Genomic DNA, 17,541 nt, shown 5'->3' on the forward strand with positions numbered 1-17,541 from the left:
TAGTGTTTATTTGCTCAGTGGCAGCGTGTATAAGTAACAACAGATGTCGGAAGTAGACTCCTTGTCCAAGACTCTCGAAGACACGGTTACCCTCAGCCGTGAGCTTCGGGAAGATGGACAGATAGACGGGCAGGTAAAACTCTACAACGTGGATGACGAGAACGAATTCGAGTCTAACGCCGAGCTCTTCTTTGATCGCACGTTGATGACGCAGGGGCTTCGAGAGGCCCTGTCCATTCTTCGGGATTCTCTGACGGGCGATGACCCTCGTGGCACGCACATTCTCTATGGGCCCTACGGCAGTGGGAAGTCCCACCAGATGGTGGCACTGTATCATTGCTTCGACGACCCTGCTGCCGCAGGTGGGTGGGCCAGCGACGACATTGAGGGATTCGAATCGGCACTTCCCGAGTCAGCAACCCCGATCACGGTCGCCATGCAGAACGAGCAGTACGAGTATCTCTGGGAGCCGTTTTTCGAGGCACTCGACTACGACCCTGGGACGTACGAGTCCGGCGGCTACCCAGACATGCAGACGATTCAGGACGCTGTCGCCGATGACACTGTCGCGTTCTTCGTCGACGAGCTTGAGGACTGGTTCGACACACTCCAAGGAGACCGCAAAAGCGCGAACAAGGCCTTCCTCCAATCGCTGCTTGAATCGACGGCGCTGTCGGATTTGGAACTCTACACGATCGTGTCTGTCCTCCGTGAAGGGTCCGAAGTCCACGATATTTTGAACCGAGAGCAGGCGGTCGAGGTCAACATGAACAATCAGGTGGACAAGCGCGAAGTCCTTCACCACCGCCTGGTCGACGACACCGACGAGTCCGCAGCCCGTGACATCGTCAACGGCTACTTCGACGCCTACGACCAGTCGGACCACGTTACCGTCCCCGATGATCTCCTGTCGGAGATGCACGATCTCTATCCGTTCCATCCCGTCCTCCTCGATGCGCTTGAGACTCGGTACTACGCCGACGAGGGGAATCAGAACACACGTGGGATGATCTACCTCTTCTCGAAGGTCCTCCTCGAAATGAAAGACCAGACGGACCTGATCACCCACGGGGACATCGACGGAATCGAATTTGAGGACGAACTCGCCAAGATCAACTACGAGCGGCTCAACGCCGCGACCGGCGACATCAAGAGTCGCGTCGATGAGGACGATGTTCCGCACGGTCGTCGCATCCTCAACACCATCCTTCTCTACTCGCTGAAGCCGAGTGAAGGAGAGGGCGCTGAGGTCTCGGAGATCGTGATGGGTGCCTACCAGACGGGTGATCTCGTCTCCGACGTCGTGCTCAACCTCGAACGTCTCCACGGCGTCGCGTGGCACCTCCACAAGCTGAACGGGAAGTACGCGATCCGCGACCGTCAGAATCCGAATGCGCTCATCCGGAACGCCGCCGTCGATGTGTCCGAGCGATCGGCGAAAGCCGAGATCGCCGACTTCGTCACCGGTATTTTCGGATCGACCGCGTATCCCGTCGGGTTCCGGACCGACGACATCCGTGACGTCCCGGATGATCGTGACATCAAGGTCGCCGTGAAGGACGACCAGTGGACACAGGAAGAGGTCGAGCGCGTCATCACGAACGACAGTCGCGGACGAGAGTGGCGGAACACGCTCGTGTTCGTACAGCCCTCCGGCGACAAGGCGATCGAATCCGGAACTCGGTACATCGACAAGGCACGGTACATCGAAGGTGCTCGGCAAGTCCTCGCCGACGAATCCCTCGACGACGAGATTCGTGAGTCTATTCAATCAATGAAGGACCAGGAGATTAGCGAGCTCCGTGAAGAGCTACAGTTGCTCTACGGAGAGGTTCTCGACGGCGACAACCTGCTTCAAGAGTTCGACCTCGTGGCACCGATGGACCTCGATGTCTACGTGGATGATGGGCCGGAACTCGACGCCTCGAACATTGCGGACTCCGCAGCGGCGGACCCCTTCGACCTGCAGTCGGAGGTATGGCCCATCGTCTCAGACTTAGTGGAACGTCGAGGCGAGATTTCAGTCGAGGACGTGTACGAGCAGTTCCTCCGCGATCCTGAACTCCCGATCCCAGGCAGCGCGAACGACGTGTTGAATGCGACGGTGGAAGCCCTCAATGGGAAGCCGGTACTGGCTCGTGACTCCGGTGGGTTCCGTGACGACCTCTCCGGGAGTTCGCTTGACACCGTCCTAGTCCGGAAGGAGGACGTGGAAGTGTGGGGTGTCGACGACGTCGAACAGGAACTCCGCAAGCGGTTCGGAAGCGGAACGACGGCGCTCGACATCGGCGACTTCGAGTTGGAACTGGTCGAAGATGGCGAGGTCTGGCTCGACGGCGACAGCCACGATGTGGTGATGCGTGCAATCGGGCGGCTGAACCGCGAAGATCAGTATGTGGTCGTTCGAGGTAACGAGATTCTCGACAAGCCGCAGTCGGACGCGACGCTTCGAGACGTCGGAAGTGCGACGACCATTGGCGGTTCGTACCTCGTTGAGCGTATCGAAGAGGCAATTGAGGCCGAGGGATACGCGAACCTCGAAACGATCATCGGAGAAGTTCGCGCGGACGAATCGGTGTTCCTCCCGCCGAACGAAACTGAGACGGCAGCCCGCGAGGCAGTGAACGAATTCCTCATCGACGGGTACGTGCTCGAAGCAGGCGGACGGTATTTAGACTCTCTCGGCGACCGGAACCCGATGGCGGTGAAGATCGTTCCGACGGTCTCCGACCGGATTGGCGAACAGATTCTCGACCATCTAGACGACCTTGATACCGGTGACCAGTTCTCCGTGAGTAAGGTCGCCGATCGGTTCGATAGCACCGTCACCGAAGACATGGTGCAGACGTTCCTGCTACAGAATCTTGGTCGTGAAGAGGATCCGGTGTACGTCGTCGGACCCACGGGCTCCGAGAAAGCGTCCGATTGGGTCCCTGGGTATCCGTTCCGGATTCCCGATGTCGGCTCGGAAACGTGGCGGTTCGAGTACAATGGCGACGACGTCGCCGCCATGCGCAAGAAGTGGCGACGGGATCATCAGACTGGGACCGTGGAGTACGGCGACGTCACGTTCATGCTTCCGGACCGAGAGGGTGTTCCCAGTGCGCTTCAGGGAACGGCCGACATCGAACGGTCGCAAGTGAGCCTGACGTTCCGCTCAGAGCAGGATTACACCAAGGTACAGGACTTGTTCGAGCGAATGCCTGATGAAGCGTCGAGTCTGAAAGTCGAGATTAGCTTCCAAAAATGACCCAAGATTCAGAGAAGTCCATGACCGAGAACGAGTACGAACAACTTCCGATAGAAAGAGGGTATCCGATTGAACGAGTGAATGAAATTGTCGGTCGAGAAAATCGAGCTAAGAGACACTACCGTCCACTCTCCACTATGCATAAATGGTGGGCACGTCGTTTGGGGTCAGTTTTCCGAACAATCTGTCTGTATACCTTGCTTGATGATGAGGACAAGATTTCAGTCCGAGAACCAGGTGAGAATGAGCAACTTGGCCAGTATCTAAATGATGATACTATTGGTGAAAAGATGATGCAAGTAGATCTAGAAAATCCTGATGCTTTATGGGAGTATTATAAAAAAGATGTTCAAATAACAGATAAAAAGGTTCTAGATCCATTCATGGGTGGAGGAACCTCATTAATGGAATCTGCCCGATTCGGTGCGGAAGTGGTTGGGAATGATTTGAATCCTGTAGCCTGGTTTGTGACAAAGAAAGAGCTTGAAGCAGGGGGAACAGATGTAGAAGAACTCCATTCCGCTTTTAGTAAAGTCAAGAATGAAGTCAAAGAGAACCTTTCTTCTTATTATAAAACAAATTGCCCAGAGTGCGACGAGAAAGCTGATGTAATGTATTATTTGTGGGTGAATGAATTAGATTGTGTCTCCTGTGACAGCACGGTATCACTCTTTAAAGATTACAGAGTGGCAAAAGGAAGATACGACGATAGCCATCTGTATAATGTGCTCTGTCCTGATTGTGAATCAATTATAAAAGTAGAAGACTGGCGAAGCGAGTGTTCGTGTGATGAATGTGGTAATAGATTCGTCCCCCAAGAAGGAAATTCGGACGGAACCAACTACTCATGCTCCGACTGTGGACAGCAATATGGAGTTATTGATGGAGTCCGTGAACAAGATGGCTATCAGCCACGCTTGTATGCGATAGAATATTATTGTCCACACTGTGATGATCGTGGTCTAAGTAGAAGTGAGACAAAAGGTTACAAATCGGTAGATGAGTCTGATATAGAACGATACAAAGAAGCTGCTGCTGAATGGGAAGAGCGTCCTGAACTCCGGGAATATATCCCAAGTGAAGATATCCCGTTGGGAATTCTAACGAATAGTACAGCTTTCGATGGAAGTATCGGCGGTGGGCACGTTGTTTTGCGGCACGGGTATGAAAAGTGGTCAGATCTATTTAACAAGCGTCAACTTCTATGTCTTTCTGAACTTCTCAAGAGTATTGATAACGTTGAAAATCAAAATGCACGAGAATATCTTCTAACAGCGTTCTCTGATTCGTTAATGTTCAATAATACCTTCACAATATATAACCTCCAAGGGCACAAGGTTGAAGGAATATTTAAGCAGAATTCTTACAAACCACAAAAAGAATTTGTAGAAAATAACGTATGGGGAACAAGATACGGTCGCGGAACCTTCAGTAAGTCGTGGGATAAAGTAACAAAAGCTGTTGAATGGGCTAATGATCCAACAGAGAGATATGTTGAAAACGGAGACACTAAGAAAACGCCACCATTTGGGAGGAAGATAGACCCAGAATATAATTTAACATGTGGTGATGTTCGAGATCTTGAATATGAAAATGAATTTGACGTTGTTCTCACAGATCCACCATATTACAATAACCTGATCTATTCGGAAACATCAAATTATTTTTATGTTTGGCTTCGCCAGATACTGGCAGATGACTATTCCATATTTGAACCAGATCAAACGCCAAGAGCGGAGAGTATTGTAGCCAATCCGGCAGAAGGAAAGACAGAGGAAACATTTGAAGAGGAACTCAAAGAAGCCTTTTCCAAGATTAGTACCGCTCTCAATTCAGATGGTGTTCTGGTGTTCACGTACCATCATAGTGATTCAGAATCGTGGGGGGAATTATTAGAAGCACTCTGTGACGTAGGATTTAGAGTAACTGCCACATACCCGATAACAGCTGATACAAATCGGGCATCTTATAAATTAACTGAGGGTGAATCTGTTTCTTTCGACATCATCATTGTAGCGAGACCTTTCAAACAAACTGAGTCGGTTAGTTGGAATTCGCTTCGGCGTCGAATATACCGAACAGCAAAAGAAACTCGACGTCGGATTAAAAGAAGCCAAAGAGAACTATCACGTGGGGATATCGGTGTTATTGAGATGGGTCGATGTTTCCATGAGTATTCCAAACACCACGGAAAAGTACAGCGTGATGGTGAGATCATGTCCGCAAAAGAGGTCGTGGAAGAAATCTACGGCATCATTCAGGAAGCCAGCGACATCGGCGTCGAAGACGTGTTTATCGACCTACTCGATAGCCCCGATGCCTCGTTCGACGATGTCAACAAGCTCTGCCGCGGCACCAACGCCAAGCCTGAGGAACTCAAAGAGATGTGCCTGTACAACACCGACGACGGCTTCGAACTCGGAACGTGGGACAACGAGAAACGTCAGGCGTACATCCAAGAGCGTACCAACGGCAACGGCGACAAGCATCTCTCGAATCTCGACAAACTACAGTTCCTCCGCTACCGCTACGAGAAGGGACAGGCCGTCCAAAACTACGTGGACAAGTGGGGCGTCGATGACGACCTGCGCGAGCTCGCCGGACGGCTTGCGGACGTGACTGGTGATGATGCCTACACGCGGGTGCTCGGCGATCGAGATATCACGAGCTACTGAGTACAGTCACTTACCCTCTGTCGTCACTTCAGTACTGCTCGATTACACCCGACTGCCGAGATTTATCAACCACTTCTCCATGGAACACGTATGTCTACCCACATCGAGACTGCTGTCGGCGTTGATGCATGTCCCATCGGCTGGCTTGCGACGATCTTCGACACCAATGAGATCAGGACCGAGGCATACGAGGAGTTTGGGGAACTGCGCCGAGTCTCAGTACCTCACAAAGCATCCTTGGCTAGCTGTTTCTGCGGTCTGAGTTCTGTGTCGAAGCGGTTGTACTGACGATCTCGATGAGAGAATTACGGACGGATCGACGGAGAGCTGTCGCTGTCGGCGGCGGTCAGACGCCGACGCGACAGCGTCGCCACTCCCGCCACAGGCTTTCCCGGTCGGTGGTTAGCGGTGGAATCGGTCGTCAGGTGGCCGGTTCGCGGGGACGGCCCGACGCACCGCGAGGGCCGTCCACGCAGCGCGTCGAATCATATTGACGAACTCCTTGTACGGCCACCACCAGAGGCGACGCCCGCCTCGGCGGGGCGTCGCCACATACTCGTAGTGAAGGTACCGCCAGACGTTCTGTAAGAGTAAACTCACCACGACGTACAGTAGCCGTACCGTTGGATCTCGTGTTGTCGTTGTCGCTATCGCTTGCTCAAACAACCGATAGCTCGACTCGATACCGAACCGCTTGCTGTAGTGGTATCGAGCGTCGCGTGGTGAGTCGATGAACGGCGCGTCAGCGGCGTAGCCGTGACGCGCCACACCGTTCTCGTCATACTTCCCGTTTAGGTACGTACAGTCGATGTAGACGGGAAACTCGACGGTCCAGCTGTGACCGTCGAGTTTCCCCGTCAGATCGTGCTGAATGACGCGACTCCATCCTTCCGAGAGCTCTTGCTGAATCGTCTCACCCCACCGGATGATCGGGATCACGTACGCGTAATCATGCGCTTGAAGCAGCGTGAGGCACTTGCTGTCGTAGAATCCGCGATCGAGGTAGACGGCCTTGACCTCGGTGTCAAGGCCGTCAAGGACACCGAGGAACTCAGCGAGGACGCTGCTGGCGGTATCGCCGTCTTCGAGACGGCGTACCGCCAGCGTGTAGCGTTTGTTCTTCACACGCGCGTAGAGTGTCGCATAGGCATGGAACGCGGTGGTTCCGCGCTTTGCGACTGAGTGGAAGAGTCCGTTTGTATCGTCTTCGTCACCGTAGTAGGGTCGCAGGTGGAGGTCTGCGCAGACCTCCACCTGCTCGGGGAGCAGTTCATCGAGGTTCTTCCGCAGGAGCGTGTTAGCGACTCGTTCGAGCCGATCGGGCTCGAACTTCGTCCGGAGATGGTAGAGGATCGTGTTCGCAGCAGGTGTGTTCTGGCTCGAAGCACAGAGCGTAGAGACAGAGGTCCCGTCGGCGCAAGCGCCGACGAGGACCTCATAGATGTCCTCAGCAGTGATTTCAGCATTATTCGCTAAGGAGAGCGGAACTTCCTCGTCAAGGCGGTTGACGAGAAAGTTAAGAAGCTGGTCCTCGTGGATCACACCGTCTGCTTGCTTGGTTTTAGACACACCTTCAGCAAGCAGACGTTCTAACTAAGCGGCTTTGTGAAGTACTGAGTCTACAACGACGCAGATCGCATCCTGGTAGACATCCCTATTGGATTTCCGAAAGATGAGCGACGTCGATGTGATGAGGGCGCACGTGAGCTTCTCGGCAGTCGGGGCTCATCTGTGTTCTACCCGCCATGCCGGGCCGCAGCGGAACAGGATGTCTATGCGGAGGCGAGTAAGGCACACAAGAAACAAATCGGTCACGGTCTCTCTCAGCAGGCATACAGTATCAGTGAGAAAATCTTGGAGGTTACTGACGCGGTTGGAGAGGAGTATGAGGGCGTCGTCCGCGAGGCACATCCCGAACTCTGCTTTGCTGCACTGAACGGACAACCGATCGCCTACTCAAAATCGACTGATTGGGGTCGTGGTCTTCGAATGAAACTACTTGAAGACGAACTTGATAACGCCGAAGAACACTATCTAGATGTGCGAGACGAGTATCTTCTCAAAGAGGTTCGAAGGGATGACATCCTTGATTCGATGGTTCTTGCGGTTGCGGGACGAGAGCCGAGCCCAGCGACTGTGCCCTCAGACCCACTGCCAACGGAACCACGGATCTACTATTCCGAGTTCCACGTTCCGAAATATGAGAAGGCATAGTTCAATAAACGCGTCCTCAGCACCGTGTATTCAATGCTAACTGCCTCTCACCCGGATGGTACCAGAAATTAGAGCGAATACTGCCTGTACTATTGGGAATCATCCGGATTGTATCGAATTTCGATCCCGAGGTGGTCGAATAACCAGACAGTTCCTGCGACAAGGCCACCTGTGAGGAGAAACATTACTGCGGTCATGCTGAACAAGAGCGTGGCCTGTAACAGTAGCTCAAAATCCACGAAATAGAATGAGAATCCGTAATTGGTAAACAATATTGCTGCTGTGCTAGAAACAACCGTCACAATACCCAGCAGAATTCCTATCACGATCAACTGTAAGCTAAGCCGTTCCTGTATCAATTTTAAAATCGGGTATTGAACAGAAGCCGGCTCTTCGACTTCAGCTTCGAGCCACCACAAACGGGTTCTTCCTGGTTTTCGAGTACCTACCACTCCTTGATCTCGTAGGTCTTTCAGACGCCGCTCCACTTGGCGACGACCGAGATCAACGTGTTCGACGATTTCAGGGGTCGTCAGAATCCGGTGATCCTCTTTTGCAAATGCATAGAGTATCCCTTCGTTTCGTTCTTTCAGATACGGGTCGATATCCTCCGGGGCACTCTCAGAAGTCGAATTATCCATGATGACCTTGTCCGGACATGGTCATTTCTTTGCCCAGTTCGGATGTGTCCACGTCCAAATAGAGAAATCCACGAGCCTTTATAATTTCCTGGCAGCCCGGGCTGTAATCGCCATGTGTTTGGCTCAAACCGACGAAGGACACACGGACAGTAACGCGAATGAGGAGGTGGCATAGCCGATGAGTGAAGAGCCACTAGCGATTGGTGCTGGCCTCCTGCTCTCCGGGATCGTGTTGAATATGGCACACCCGACCGTAGTGGAATTGACGGGAATCTCGATCAGTGGATGGGGCTGGTTATTGATCCTTGTCGGTGTCACAGTAATCGGAGTTCGGCTATTAGCGATGATGGGGCAGTAGATATCGGCCATGACCGGGTGGGTTGTCTCTTTCGCAACCTCCCCACTCATCAGCAACCCTATTCTTTTGCGTCTCTCATGTGACCACTGATAGGATGGTCGAGCAACTCACCGCAAACCTGATGCAAGCGTTCATCTATGGTTTGATAGCTGCATCAATTAGTGGTTTCATTTTCGAGAGCGGAGACAGCTATACAAAGACAGCGTGGTCAGGAAACGAATTTGCGGGCAAGATCGAAGCGCTCCCGTTCTTCCTTACCACGTTCTTTCTCGGGCTGTTCATCAAGTACGGGGAGGGGATGATCGGTACAGAAGTCACAGCCCTCACTCAGAGTTTTGTAGCTGGTCAACGGGTAGGTCTGATTTTGATCGCTGGCATGATCGCGTTCAATGCCTCAATAGACAATTTCCGCTACGCAGACCTGAAATCGATCATGGTGATGGGGGTTGGTGGAGTACTATTCTTCCGGCCAGAAATCATCTATGTCGTTGCCTGACCGGCTTTCGGTTGGATTGATTGGTTGGCCCTCAATAGGGCCAACTATCCGCTGGTTAAACCTACGAATTGAATCAGGAGACCTACAACTGAGACTCGATTTGTTTGAGATCTTCTGCGAAGCGAGCGATTTCGGTCTCCTTCTCACCAGGGCCATCGTAAACCTGCTTTACTCGCTGCTCAATGTTGGATTCTGTGCGGTTTGACACGTTAGCAACATTTCGAATTGCCCGCCGTGCTCGGTCAACTTCTACGGGAAGTTTCTCTGTTCTTCTCTGGGCGTGGAGCGGAACCGGGTCAAGATCAAGGAATTCGGCAACAACCTGGTCTCTGTAATCACTGGCTGGCGCAAACCGGTCGAATATTTCGTCGGTTGCCTCTGCTTGTTCGTCCGTAAGCGGTCGATCCGAATTATTGATGAATTCGTCTAGTACCATGTGATACCACTAGGAGGGGTGTTCTAATAGAGCATGATGGATAGTTTGCCGATTTCTGACAGCAGAATTCAGCATACTATGGAAAACGTATTTATACTGCTTCCTGATTGATTGTCCAAACTCGTCACACAGAGTCTGATATCCCATCTGAGAGTAGTATGGTGTATCTTCATAGCGATCGTTGGATGACTCTTTTCGACAATAGTCTGTGCGAAGAGTGGATATACAACGATATGATTAGGGAAATTTGTCAGCCCAAGCGACAGCATCCTGTTTTTTATCCTGTGGAACTGTAAATCAACTAATGGCAGGACCCGGACGGATCCCCGGACGCTACAATCTCGTCATCAAGGGCGCGTACGACACCTTCGATCACCGAATGCCAGTAAAGGAATTCATCAATCGGTTGCAGAATGACGACGTCCCGGACAAGGTCTCTGTAATCGGACTCGAAGAGGCCCTCTCGGACGACGAGCTACGAACCAACCTCAAGAAGGCGATGGATCGACGAGCAAACGATTTGGAGTACCAGAATCCGACGGTTCAGTTCGTCCTCGAAGGGTCCTTCCATCGCCAAGGGAAAACGTACGACCTCCGGTACGATGATCAACTCCATTCCCTACAGGACGTGTTTGGGGCGCAACTCGAACGAGAGGGAGATGGAGACTGGCTCGTTACGCCCTTCTGAGTCTCCCGCTTAGAGAAGTTTCAGTGGTCTTTCCTTCTCGACTTCTCCTGTATCCCGCTTGAGGAAGTAGAGGTCGATCCAATCTTCACGATCTTCCTCGTAGAAGACAGGGAGACAGGTCCACGTGTACTCGTTCCGACGTTCACACCGGGCCTCAATCTGGTCTCGTGTCCAATCCCCGTCGTGCTCTAGGTCATACCGGTTACGAACATTGTACGAGTGCTCGTCGGCGGCTGCCTTGACCACCCGAAGCGAGAAGTCTCGAAGGTCTTGGAACGTGAAGGGCCCATTCATATCGGCAGCCTTGCTGAGGTCGCCCTCGTCTACGCCATCCAAACACAGTTTTTTCTCCGCGATAGCGTAGAACGGTTCGAGTTCCGGGTGGATCTCTGCGAGAACGCTTTGGAGGGATTCGTGTACGACTTCGTCGTATTTGTCAAGCGAGAAGTCGCCCGTTGGAGAAATTATCTCCAACTCTGCGCCAGTCTGCGCGACTCGACGACGTCGCGGTTCGAGCAACGGACACAGGAACGCGAGTCTGTCGGCATGGAGGAGATAAGCGTAGCTGAACAGTCGTGACCGTGACGGGGACTCTTTGACCGGGTCGTGCCCCTCCGCGTAGTACTTCGAGTCGAGGACGGCGATCGTCTCTTCGCCCTCTTGAAGCGCGTGGTCTGGTTCGTGGTATATCTGATTCTCTCCCTCGAACGGATTGACTGACGGCGACGACGCGGGCTTGACGTTGGCGACCGAATCGAAATGATCGTACGACTTGATGTAGGAGAGCTCGCGCTCGATCACCACTTGAGAGTACTGCTCGAACAGTGACTCCATATTCAGGACGTAGTCTACGACGAGCTCCCGAGGCCCGTCTTTGAGCTGCTGACCGAGCGAGGATGACAATACCGCCTTTGCGACATCGAACGCCTTCCGGTAGTACTGGCGTTGTTTCGGCAGGTCACCGAGCGTGATGCGGCGATACTCGTCAATGCGGCCCAGTCCGCTGTCAACACCCATCCCCTCCAATCGCTCGACTTCTCGATGGACCTCTGAGAAGATGCGATCGTACCCGGGATGATCATACTTTGAGGCGTTTTGGCGAAAAAGCCGGAGCAGCGTTTTTCCTGCGTAGTGGAGCAGTGAGTTCGCGGCGTTGTCGTACTCCGTTTCGTTTCGGATCCAATTCGGCTCGACAGTCCCGCGGGCGTGATTCAGCAGGGTTTGTTCGACGTCGATTTCCCCCCGCCCTTCGAGGCTGTTGGTCCGGCGCAGGATCAGGTCCCGGATGTATCCGTTCCGTTGGATGGTCTCAAGTCCCTCCAAGTAGTTAATCGCCATGACGACAAGCACGTCTTCGAGTTCGATATCGTCGGAGAGGAAGTCTTGAAGCGGAATCCCGTGGTAGTCGATCGACCGGTTCTGATCGTACACCGCCAGGAGCATATCGAAAATCGGTTCCCAGTCGATCTTGGGGGAAATCGTTACTTTCGATGACGGAGTCAGGCTGACCGCCCCGATGATATCCGTCGCGGAGACGTGGATGACGTCACCGTCGTCGCCCTCTACAGTCACCGTGATGACGTCATACTGTTTGTCAGAGTCGAGAGCCTCCTGATGCTTTGTGAACACACCCGGACTCTCCTGCGTGAATGACGCGCGACGAAGTTGATCAGTGATGGACGACGGACAGTCTTCAATCCGGATCTCTCCCCGCTCGGGGACGTCGAACGTATCCCGCCCGTACTGATAGACTTCGTCGACGCTACTCATTACTCGTAGGAACCCATCTGGCGTCGCTCCTGTTCAAGTTCACGTTCGGCGAGTTCGGCCGCCGGAGAGAGGTCGAATTCCTCGAACTCGTCATTCATCGCTCGGTAGTGTTCCGCAATTCGCTCCACCTGCGGGAACGCTGCGGAGTTCAATAGCCGAGGAACGATGTAGGTGCGGAAGGCCTGTCCGATCGAATCGGTTTGGTCGTATTCGTACTCCCCACCTTCCCGGCAGGCGACACCCACGAACACGGCGACGTCGCGGTAGTGCATCGGACCGAACCGCATGATCGAACCCTGTGCCGTGGACTCGTTGCCGTGGTTGATCCCTTCGTAGTCCCGCTCAAACAGACGGAGCAACTCGGCGTCGTCGATGTCAGTCTGTCCCGAAACGTGCGTGTCGAGCCAATCTTTGAACAGTTGGCGTCGCTTGTCTTCCTCGTACTCGTCCAATTCGATCATGGCGAACCGACGAGTAATCGCATTGTCGAGTTCGTTCACCGTCCGGTCCGACATGTTCATCGTACAGATGATGTTCACCCGCTCGTCGAGTTCAATGGTCTCTCCCTCATCAGTCTCGAAAATCGTCTGGTGCGGGTTTTCGATTGCAGTGTAGAGCGGCCCGAATATCTTTGAGATGTCCGCTCGGGTGATCTCGTCGAGAATGACTCCGTATTCGACGTCGAATCGGCGAGCTCGCTGAACGCCCTCAGAGACACAGCCGAGCTTGGTCCGGTAGCTAAGCGATTCACCTGTGTAGTCAGGACTAATTCCGCCGATGATGTCCGAAGGTGTCCACGAGGGCGTCGCGGTGTGAAGTGAGTATCCGATTCCCGTTTCACGAGCCAACTGCTTCGCAAACGTCGTCTTTCCGGTCCCCGTCGGTCCGTAGAGCACGACGGGCTTTCCGGCTTCGAGGGCGACCTTGGCGTTTCGCACGACATCCTCGGGGACGAGGATGTCTTCGGGGGTTTCGTCTCCACGGAGGCTCACGAGACGTTTTAGTCGATCTGATGCGAGACGTGACTCTAGGACTGCCTGCCGGACGTTTCCGAGACCGCGTTTCCCATCGTGGGCTTTGTCGAGTTCTTGCTCCTCAATAAGGTATAGGAGGACTTCCTCATTCTCAGCGTTCTCGATCGCTTCAACGACATCGTCCTCGACACGCCGAAGGATGTTGATCTCTTCCTTAGCCTGCTCAAGTGTGTACGTGTCGTCTGACGAATTACCCATTTTCAGATAGGTACAGTCGAGGGTATATAAAATCCGTCTCAAACAGGTATAGATGATGAACTAGCGTGCGGGCGGTGGTGTAAGTGTACGTTTCGACGTTCTCTACTAGGTTTCGTTGATATTCTCTATGAGGTCTGCGAATTCCTCGATTATGTTATCTGGGTCGACAGTGCGCTCTTCACACCAGTTGAGGGCTTCTTCTGTGGTAAGTAACTGAATTTTTTCACCGTAGGTTGTTCCTTCATTTGCTTGCTTAGCGTACTTTGTGGCAGCGCCGCCTTGGCAGTGGAGGAAATACTCACCATCTGAGTCTTTGTACAGCGTTTCTGCAAGTGCGTGGAAGTCTTGCTTGTCCACGATTGAGCCGTACTTGCCGATCTGCTCTGCACTGTCTGTGTCGTATACCTTTCGGCTGATTATCTGTCGCATTGCGCATGATGAGAAGAGTCAGTCGTTAAAAAAAGATTAACCCAAGTAGTATGGGTGAGAAACAGCACAAGTAAATATACAAGCCGACAACAGTGAGTCGGGATATGGATCCGACACCTGAGGATGCGAATCGGCATGGTCGTGAGGCTGTCACCGCGCTTCGTCAGACGAATGAGGACAGATGGGCAAAGCTCGCTGAGGAAACTGCGCTAACGGAACGACAAATAGCGATGTGGGAACTTGCTGTTCGCTACGATTTGAAGCAGAGGTACGTTGCATCAGAATACGGGGTTAAAGAGAGCACAGTATCGAGGCATGTTGAACGCGTTCGAGAAAAAGAAGCGGAATCCGATGAGAAAATCAACGAGCTGAAAAGGGAATTACAGCGATGGAAAGAGACAAGAAATTATCTTGAAGCCTAACTCTTACTGACGCTGGGCTGTATCCTCCGACACCTATTCAGTATCAACGGTCAACCTATAATGCGACGGCTTTGTTGAAATCCTCATCAGTAGATATGTTTACACGCTTAATCGCTCAATACAGGTGAAGCACGTATCATTCAGTACAGGTGCATATTTATGTCGGTATTGTTCAATTAGACGACCAATGACCGATTGGGAGCGAGTGAGACAAGACCTCAAAGAGGCGGGCTATTTTGGATTCGAGTCCGATAGCGGCGATACGGCCGTGCCGGGATTGTCCGGTGAGTGGGTATCCGGTAATATCCCACGCGAGGGAGGATTGAAACACGAGAACCAACCACTTTGGATACGGATTCTTGACGCGCTACCCGGAGGTGATACTGTGGAAGCCGACCCGGAAAATGCCCCGGAAAGCATACGCAACATCGCCACTGAACACGGGTTGGAAGTCGTGATATTCAGCGTCTCTGCCGACGAGGTACGCATCGCACTTTGTGACCCCTCAAAACATGATTTGTAGCGGTGTGTTCGCACTATTTAGCGACTAGCTGTTTCAAGCGAGTATATATCTGAAGAATGTGGTTTCAACAGACCCCTTTGGAACTAATTCTCGCAGATGTATGCGGACACTAGACTATATACAGTTGTACGCGGGCCTCCTAATTTAAGAGGTTTGATCACTTATAGTCATGTGTAAATGGAAAACTCAACATCTGGCGGCGATGAGGGCGAACTACCACAGATATTCGACGACCCCCGCGGAAAAATCGATGTCGCCGGAGACATCGTTGACGGCGCTCTCGAAAAAGCACCAGCGAACGCAATCCCCTCATCAGCGACGAGGTGGGTCGCGCTCGCAGTAGATCGTGTCGAGCACGGCGACATTGATGACGACGAGTGGAAGCTCGCAGTGGGAGCGACCGAGCGCGCACTCCGCGAGCGCACGGAGAACTAGACCAATGACAGAGGAGGCCGTCGCCGCGTATGTCCGTTCGAGCACAGACAAACAAGAGCACGAGCACCAACGCGACGACATTATCAATTGGTGCGAGACCAACGGTGTTCCCACCGACTCAATTCAGTGGTATGTGGATCTTGGGCAAAGTGGCAGCGACCCCGGGCGCGAGCAATTCTTAGAGCTCACAGATTCAATCGCCGAATTTAACCGAGTTGTCACCTGGGAAGTATCCCGACTCTCCCGACTCGGGAGCACGTATCAGCGATTCTTTGAGGAGGCATCTGACGCCGACACGATCGTACACGTGGCCAATGGGTGGACAGACACTATTCGACCCGATGGGACGGGCAAGCTAATCGCAGATATCTCCGCAGCTGTCGCAGAGGAACAGCGGAGGAAGCTCATCAGTCGTGTGAACTCTGGGGTTCGGAGGGCGAGAAAGGAAGGAAAGTGGTTGGGCGAGACACCATCCGGTTTTACTCGAAACGACCAAGGATATCTCCGACCGATAATCAATCCGAACCCCGACGAGGATGGGTACCTCGAAATCCGCAAAGCGCTCGAAGACATCGAGGATGGTGCGAGTTATAACGAAACTGCGGCTGGCCTCACCACAACTAGACAAACCCTGTCGAGAATCCACCAAGACGAGGAACGAAGATTGTGGTATCTTGAGGGGGAGGCGAGTAACGACGATCGTGTGAGTGAAGCGCTCGCTGACATCAGTACGCAATGACGGCTAAAGGGTGGTCAACACACCGATGAGTCCGACGGCGACCATAGCAAGCCCGACTGAGAGTATTAACGCCTGCCGAGGGCCAACCGCATCGCGGAGCATGCCCGTCCCTACGAGAGGACGCGACAAAAACAATGCTGTGTGTTGAGGATTTCCACAGGAATTTCCCCTCAAAATTTTGAGGGTGTGGTTCGAACTAGTAACCAATGAACGAGAGCAACGACGATCGTGACGATGAAGCGCTTGAGCTGGCCTCGGGGGGCGAGGGTGCGCCGACGCCGACGGACTCAAAAGAGTCGTTGTTCGGCGACCGAGAATCCAACAAGACCCCGTCCGACCTCCGAGGGGAGCTAGCGGATGACAGCGACGAGGATGAGGAGCCGTTGCCAGCGAGATGCTCCTGCGAGAGCGAGAGCGTGACTGACCGAGGGATCATTCTATTTGTGATCACTCATTTTGCTAAGTTTTAATAGGAAAGATCATACGTCGACAAGTGAAATGTCGAACCCAAACGACGACGAAGAAGACCCGAGTGGCTTCAAAGAGGATGCGCGAGCCCTGAAGAATTCGCAGATCAAATCCATCAGGTTAGGGAATCGACTCTCAGCATCGATTATATCGATCCATGTCGTACGCGGCAATCACCGGCGGGAGACGGCAGCAAGTGTCGAGCTCCGCAATCTTGTAGAACACGACATGGGCGAGGACGTGTACGATGCCGAGGAGGAGAAGATCGACTATCAAGCACTCTCATCGGAGCTCCGAGAGCGAGTAGACGCACTAATCGAGCACTCAGTGAGACCTACCGAATACAAAGAGATGACCGAGGACGGCGTCGACACGGGGGAGAACGATGTTGAAATCGAACGGCAACACAATCGTGACTGACTGAGAGGGAGACAACAACCTCGTGGTTGCGTAGGCTATCCTGATTGGCGATATTGACTGAGGTATTCCGAACGCGGCAGCCTACTCTGAAATTTGAAAGCGCTCTATCTCACCTGACCTACACTTAGGACACTCATCTGCGCCCGGCGCAAGATTCTCACCGCACTGGCGGCACTCCACAACTACCTCTGTCTCATCACTGGGCAGGAGCCGAGTAAGTACTGTGCGGACACCCATGGGGTCGAATGTTTTGATGGCCGTGAGTTAATGCTATTGGTGGTCTACATCTACCGAAAATAAGGCGTATCCGACCCGCAATGCCGCCAAAGGCTTACGTTCAAGGCC

At 53.0% G+C, this 17,541-nt stretch carries 17 protein-coding genes and 1 pseudogene; 12 read left to right on the top strand and 6 right to left on the bottom strand.

From position 1 onward, the window contains the following. The first annotated feature begins 43 nt into the window (after nucleotides 1-43). The 3 genes from C463_RS04080 to C463_RS04090 all read left to right on the top strand — a co-directional run bounded on the left by C463_RS04080 (nucleotide 44) and on the right by C463_RS04090 (nucleotide 6,213). Nucleotides 44-3,250 carry a DUF499 domain-containing protein gene (locus C463_RS04080; protein WP_049905502.1) on the top strand — a complete coding sequence of 1,069 codons (3,207 nt, stop codon included), beginning with the start codon at nucleotides 44-46 and terminating at the stop codon, nucleotides 3,248-3,250. Further along, nucleotides 3,247-5,925 (top strand): DUF1156 domain-containing protein, encoded by a 2,679-nt coding sequence (locus C463_RS04085; RefSeq protein ID WP_049905503.1) that lies wholly within the window; start codon nucleotides 3,247-3,249, stop codon nucleotides 5,923-5,925. Before C463_RS04080 ends, C463_RS04085 begins: the two co-directional genes overlap by 4 nt. Before the next feature lie 90 nt (nucleotides 5,926-6,015). Further along, nucleotides 6,016-6,213, top strand: a complete 198-nt coding sequence (locus C463_RS04090; RefSeq protein WP_049905505.1) for a hypothetical protein — start codon at nucleotides 6,016-6,018, stop codon at nucleotides 6,211-6,213. A gap of 114 nt (nucleotides 6,214-6,327) precedes the next feature. Here C463_RS04090 and C463_RS04095 read toward each other — a convergent pair whose 3' ends face one another. Beyond that, nucleotides 6,328-7,494, bottom strand: coding sequence for an ISH3 family transposase (locus C463_RS04095; RefSeq protein WP_008441302.1), 1,167 nt, complete (start codon nucleotides 7,492-7,494; stop codon nucleotides 6,328-6,330). Nucleotides 7,495-7,557: 63 nt separating this feature from the next. Between C463_RS04095 and C463_RS17435 the strand changes: the two are divergent. Continuing rightward, a pseudogene (locus C463_RS17435) lies at nucleotides 7,558-8,139 on the top strand (DUF429 domain-containing protein); the annotation flags it as partial. A gap of 89 nt (nucleotides 8,140-8,228) precedes the next feature. Here C463_RS17435 and C463_RS18390 read toward each other — a convergent pair. Beyond that, nucleotides 8,229-8,780, bottom strand: a complete 552-nt coding sequence (locus C463_RS18390) for a hypothetical protein (RefSeq protein ID WP_152422363.1) — start codon at nucleotides 8,778-8,780, stop codon at nucleotides 8,229-8,231. Between the two features lie 452 nt (nucleotides 8,781-9,232). Here C463_RS18390 and C463_RS04105 point away from each other — a divergent pair, with 452 nt between their 5' ends. Then, on the top strand, nucleotides 9,233-9,634 hold the full coding sequence (locus C463_RS04105) for a hypothetical protein (protein ID WP_239638848.1): 402 nt from the start codon (nucleotides 9,233-9,235) through the stop codon (nucleotides 9,632-9,634). An 82-nt stretch (nucleotides 9,635-9,716) separates the two neighbouring features. On the opposite strand, the gene C463_RS18395 is transcribed toward C463_RS04105, so the two are convergent. Continuing rightward, nucleotides 9,717-10,070 carry a hypothetical protein gene (locus C463_RS18395; RefSeq protein WP_152422364.1) on the bottom strand — a complete coding sequence of 118 codons (354 nt, stop codon included), beginning with the start codon at nucleotides 10,068-10,070 and terminating at the stop codon, nucleotides 9,717-9,719. Between the two features lie 304 nt (nucleotides 10,071-10,374). On the opposite strand from C463_RS18395, the gene C463_RS04110 reads away from it, so the two are divergent. Continuing rightward, a complete protein-coding gene (locus tag C463_RS04110; RefSeq protein ID WP_008441308.1) occupies nucleotides 10,375-10,758 on the top strand; it encodes a hypothetical protein in 384 nt (127 codons plus the stop codon). Between the two features lie 9 nt (nucleotides 10,759-10,767). On the opposite strand, the gene C463_RS04115 is transcribed toward C463_RS04110, so the two are convergent. The 3 genes from C463_RS04115 to C463_RS04125 form a co-directional block, all read right to left on the bottom strand. After that, on the bottom strand, nucleotides 10,768-12,528 hold the full coding sequence (locus C463_RS04115; RefSeq protein WP_008441309.1) for a 5-methylcytosine restriction system specificity protein McrC: 1,761 nt from the start codon (nucleotides 12,526-12,528) through the stop codon (nucleotides 10,768-10,770). Next, on the bottom strand, nucleotides 12,528-13,760 hold the full coding sequence (locus tag C463_RS04120) for an AAA family ATPase (protein ID WP_008441310.1): 1,233 nt from the start codon (nucleotides 13,758-13,760) through the stop codon (nucleotides 12,528-12,530). The genes C463_RS04115 and C463_RS04120 overlap by 1 nt, the downstream gene beginning before the upstream one ends. Before the next feature lie 105 nt (nucleotides 13,761-13,865). Continuing rightward, entirely contained in the window at nucleotides 13,866-14,189 is a 324-nt protein-coding gene (locus C463_RS04125) for a hypothetical protein (RefSeq protein ID WP_008441311.1), read from the bottom strand. A gap of 104 nt (nucleotides 14,190-14,293) precedes the next feature. Between C463_RS04125 and C463_RS18400 the strand changes: the two genes are divergently transcribed. The 6 genes from C463_RS18400 to C463_RS04150 all read left to right on the top strand — a co-directional run bounded on the left by C463_RS18400 (nucleotide 14,294) and on the right by C463_RS04150 (nucleotide 17,196). Further along, nucleotides 14,294-14,611 carry a hypothetical protein gene (locus C463_RS18400; RefSeq protein WP_152422365.1) on the top strand — a complete coding sequence of 106 codons (318 nt, stop codon included), beginning with the start codon at nucleotides 14,294-14,296 and terminating at the stop codon, nucleotides 14,609-14,611. 187 nt (nucleotides 14,612-14,798) lie between these two features. Next, nucleotides 14,799-15,134 (top strand): hypothetical protein, encoded by a 336-nt coding sequence (locus C463_RS04130; protein WP_008441312.1) that lies wholly within the window; start codon nucleotides 14,799-14,801, stop codon nucleotides 15,132-15,134. A gap of 177 nt (nucleotides 15,135-15,311) precedes the next feature. Further along, nucleotides 15,312-15,569, top strand: coding sequence for a hypothetical protein (locus tag C463_RS04135; protein WP_049905510.1), 258 nt, complete (start codon nucleotides 15,312-15,314; stop codon nucleotides 15,567-15,569). A gap of 4 nt (nucleotides 15,570-15,573) precedes the next feature. Further along, nucleotides 15,574-16,308: a recombinase family protein gene (locus tag C463_RS04140; protein ID WP_008441313.1), complete on the top strand. Its 735-nt coding sequence runs from the start codon at nucleotides 15,574-15,576 to the stop codon at nucleotides 16,306-16,308. Nucleotides 16,309-16,514: 206 nt separating this feature from the next. Next, the gene (locus C463_RS04145; RefSeq protein ID WP_008441314.1) at nucleotides 16,515-16,778 is read left to right on the top strand and encodes a hypothetical protein; all 264 of its coding nucleotides are present in this window, start codon (nucleotides 16,515-16,517) and stop codon (nucleotides 16,776-16,778) included. 28 nt (nucleotides 16,779-16,806) lie between these two features. Further along, nucleotides 16,807-17,196, top strand: coding sequence for a hypothetical protein (locus tag C463_RS04150; protein WP_008441315.1), 390 nt, complete (start codon nucleotides 16,807-16,809; stop codon nucleotides 17,194-17,196). The last annotated feature ends 345 nt before the right edge of the window (nucleotides 17,197-17,541 follow it).

It is taken from the genome of Halorubrum californiense DSM 19288, from assembly GCF_000336875.1.
Classification (GTDB): Archaea; Halobacteriota; Halobacteria; order Halobacteriales; family Haloferacaceae; genus Halorubrum; species Halorubrum californiense.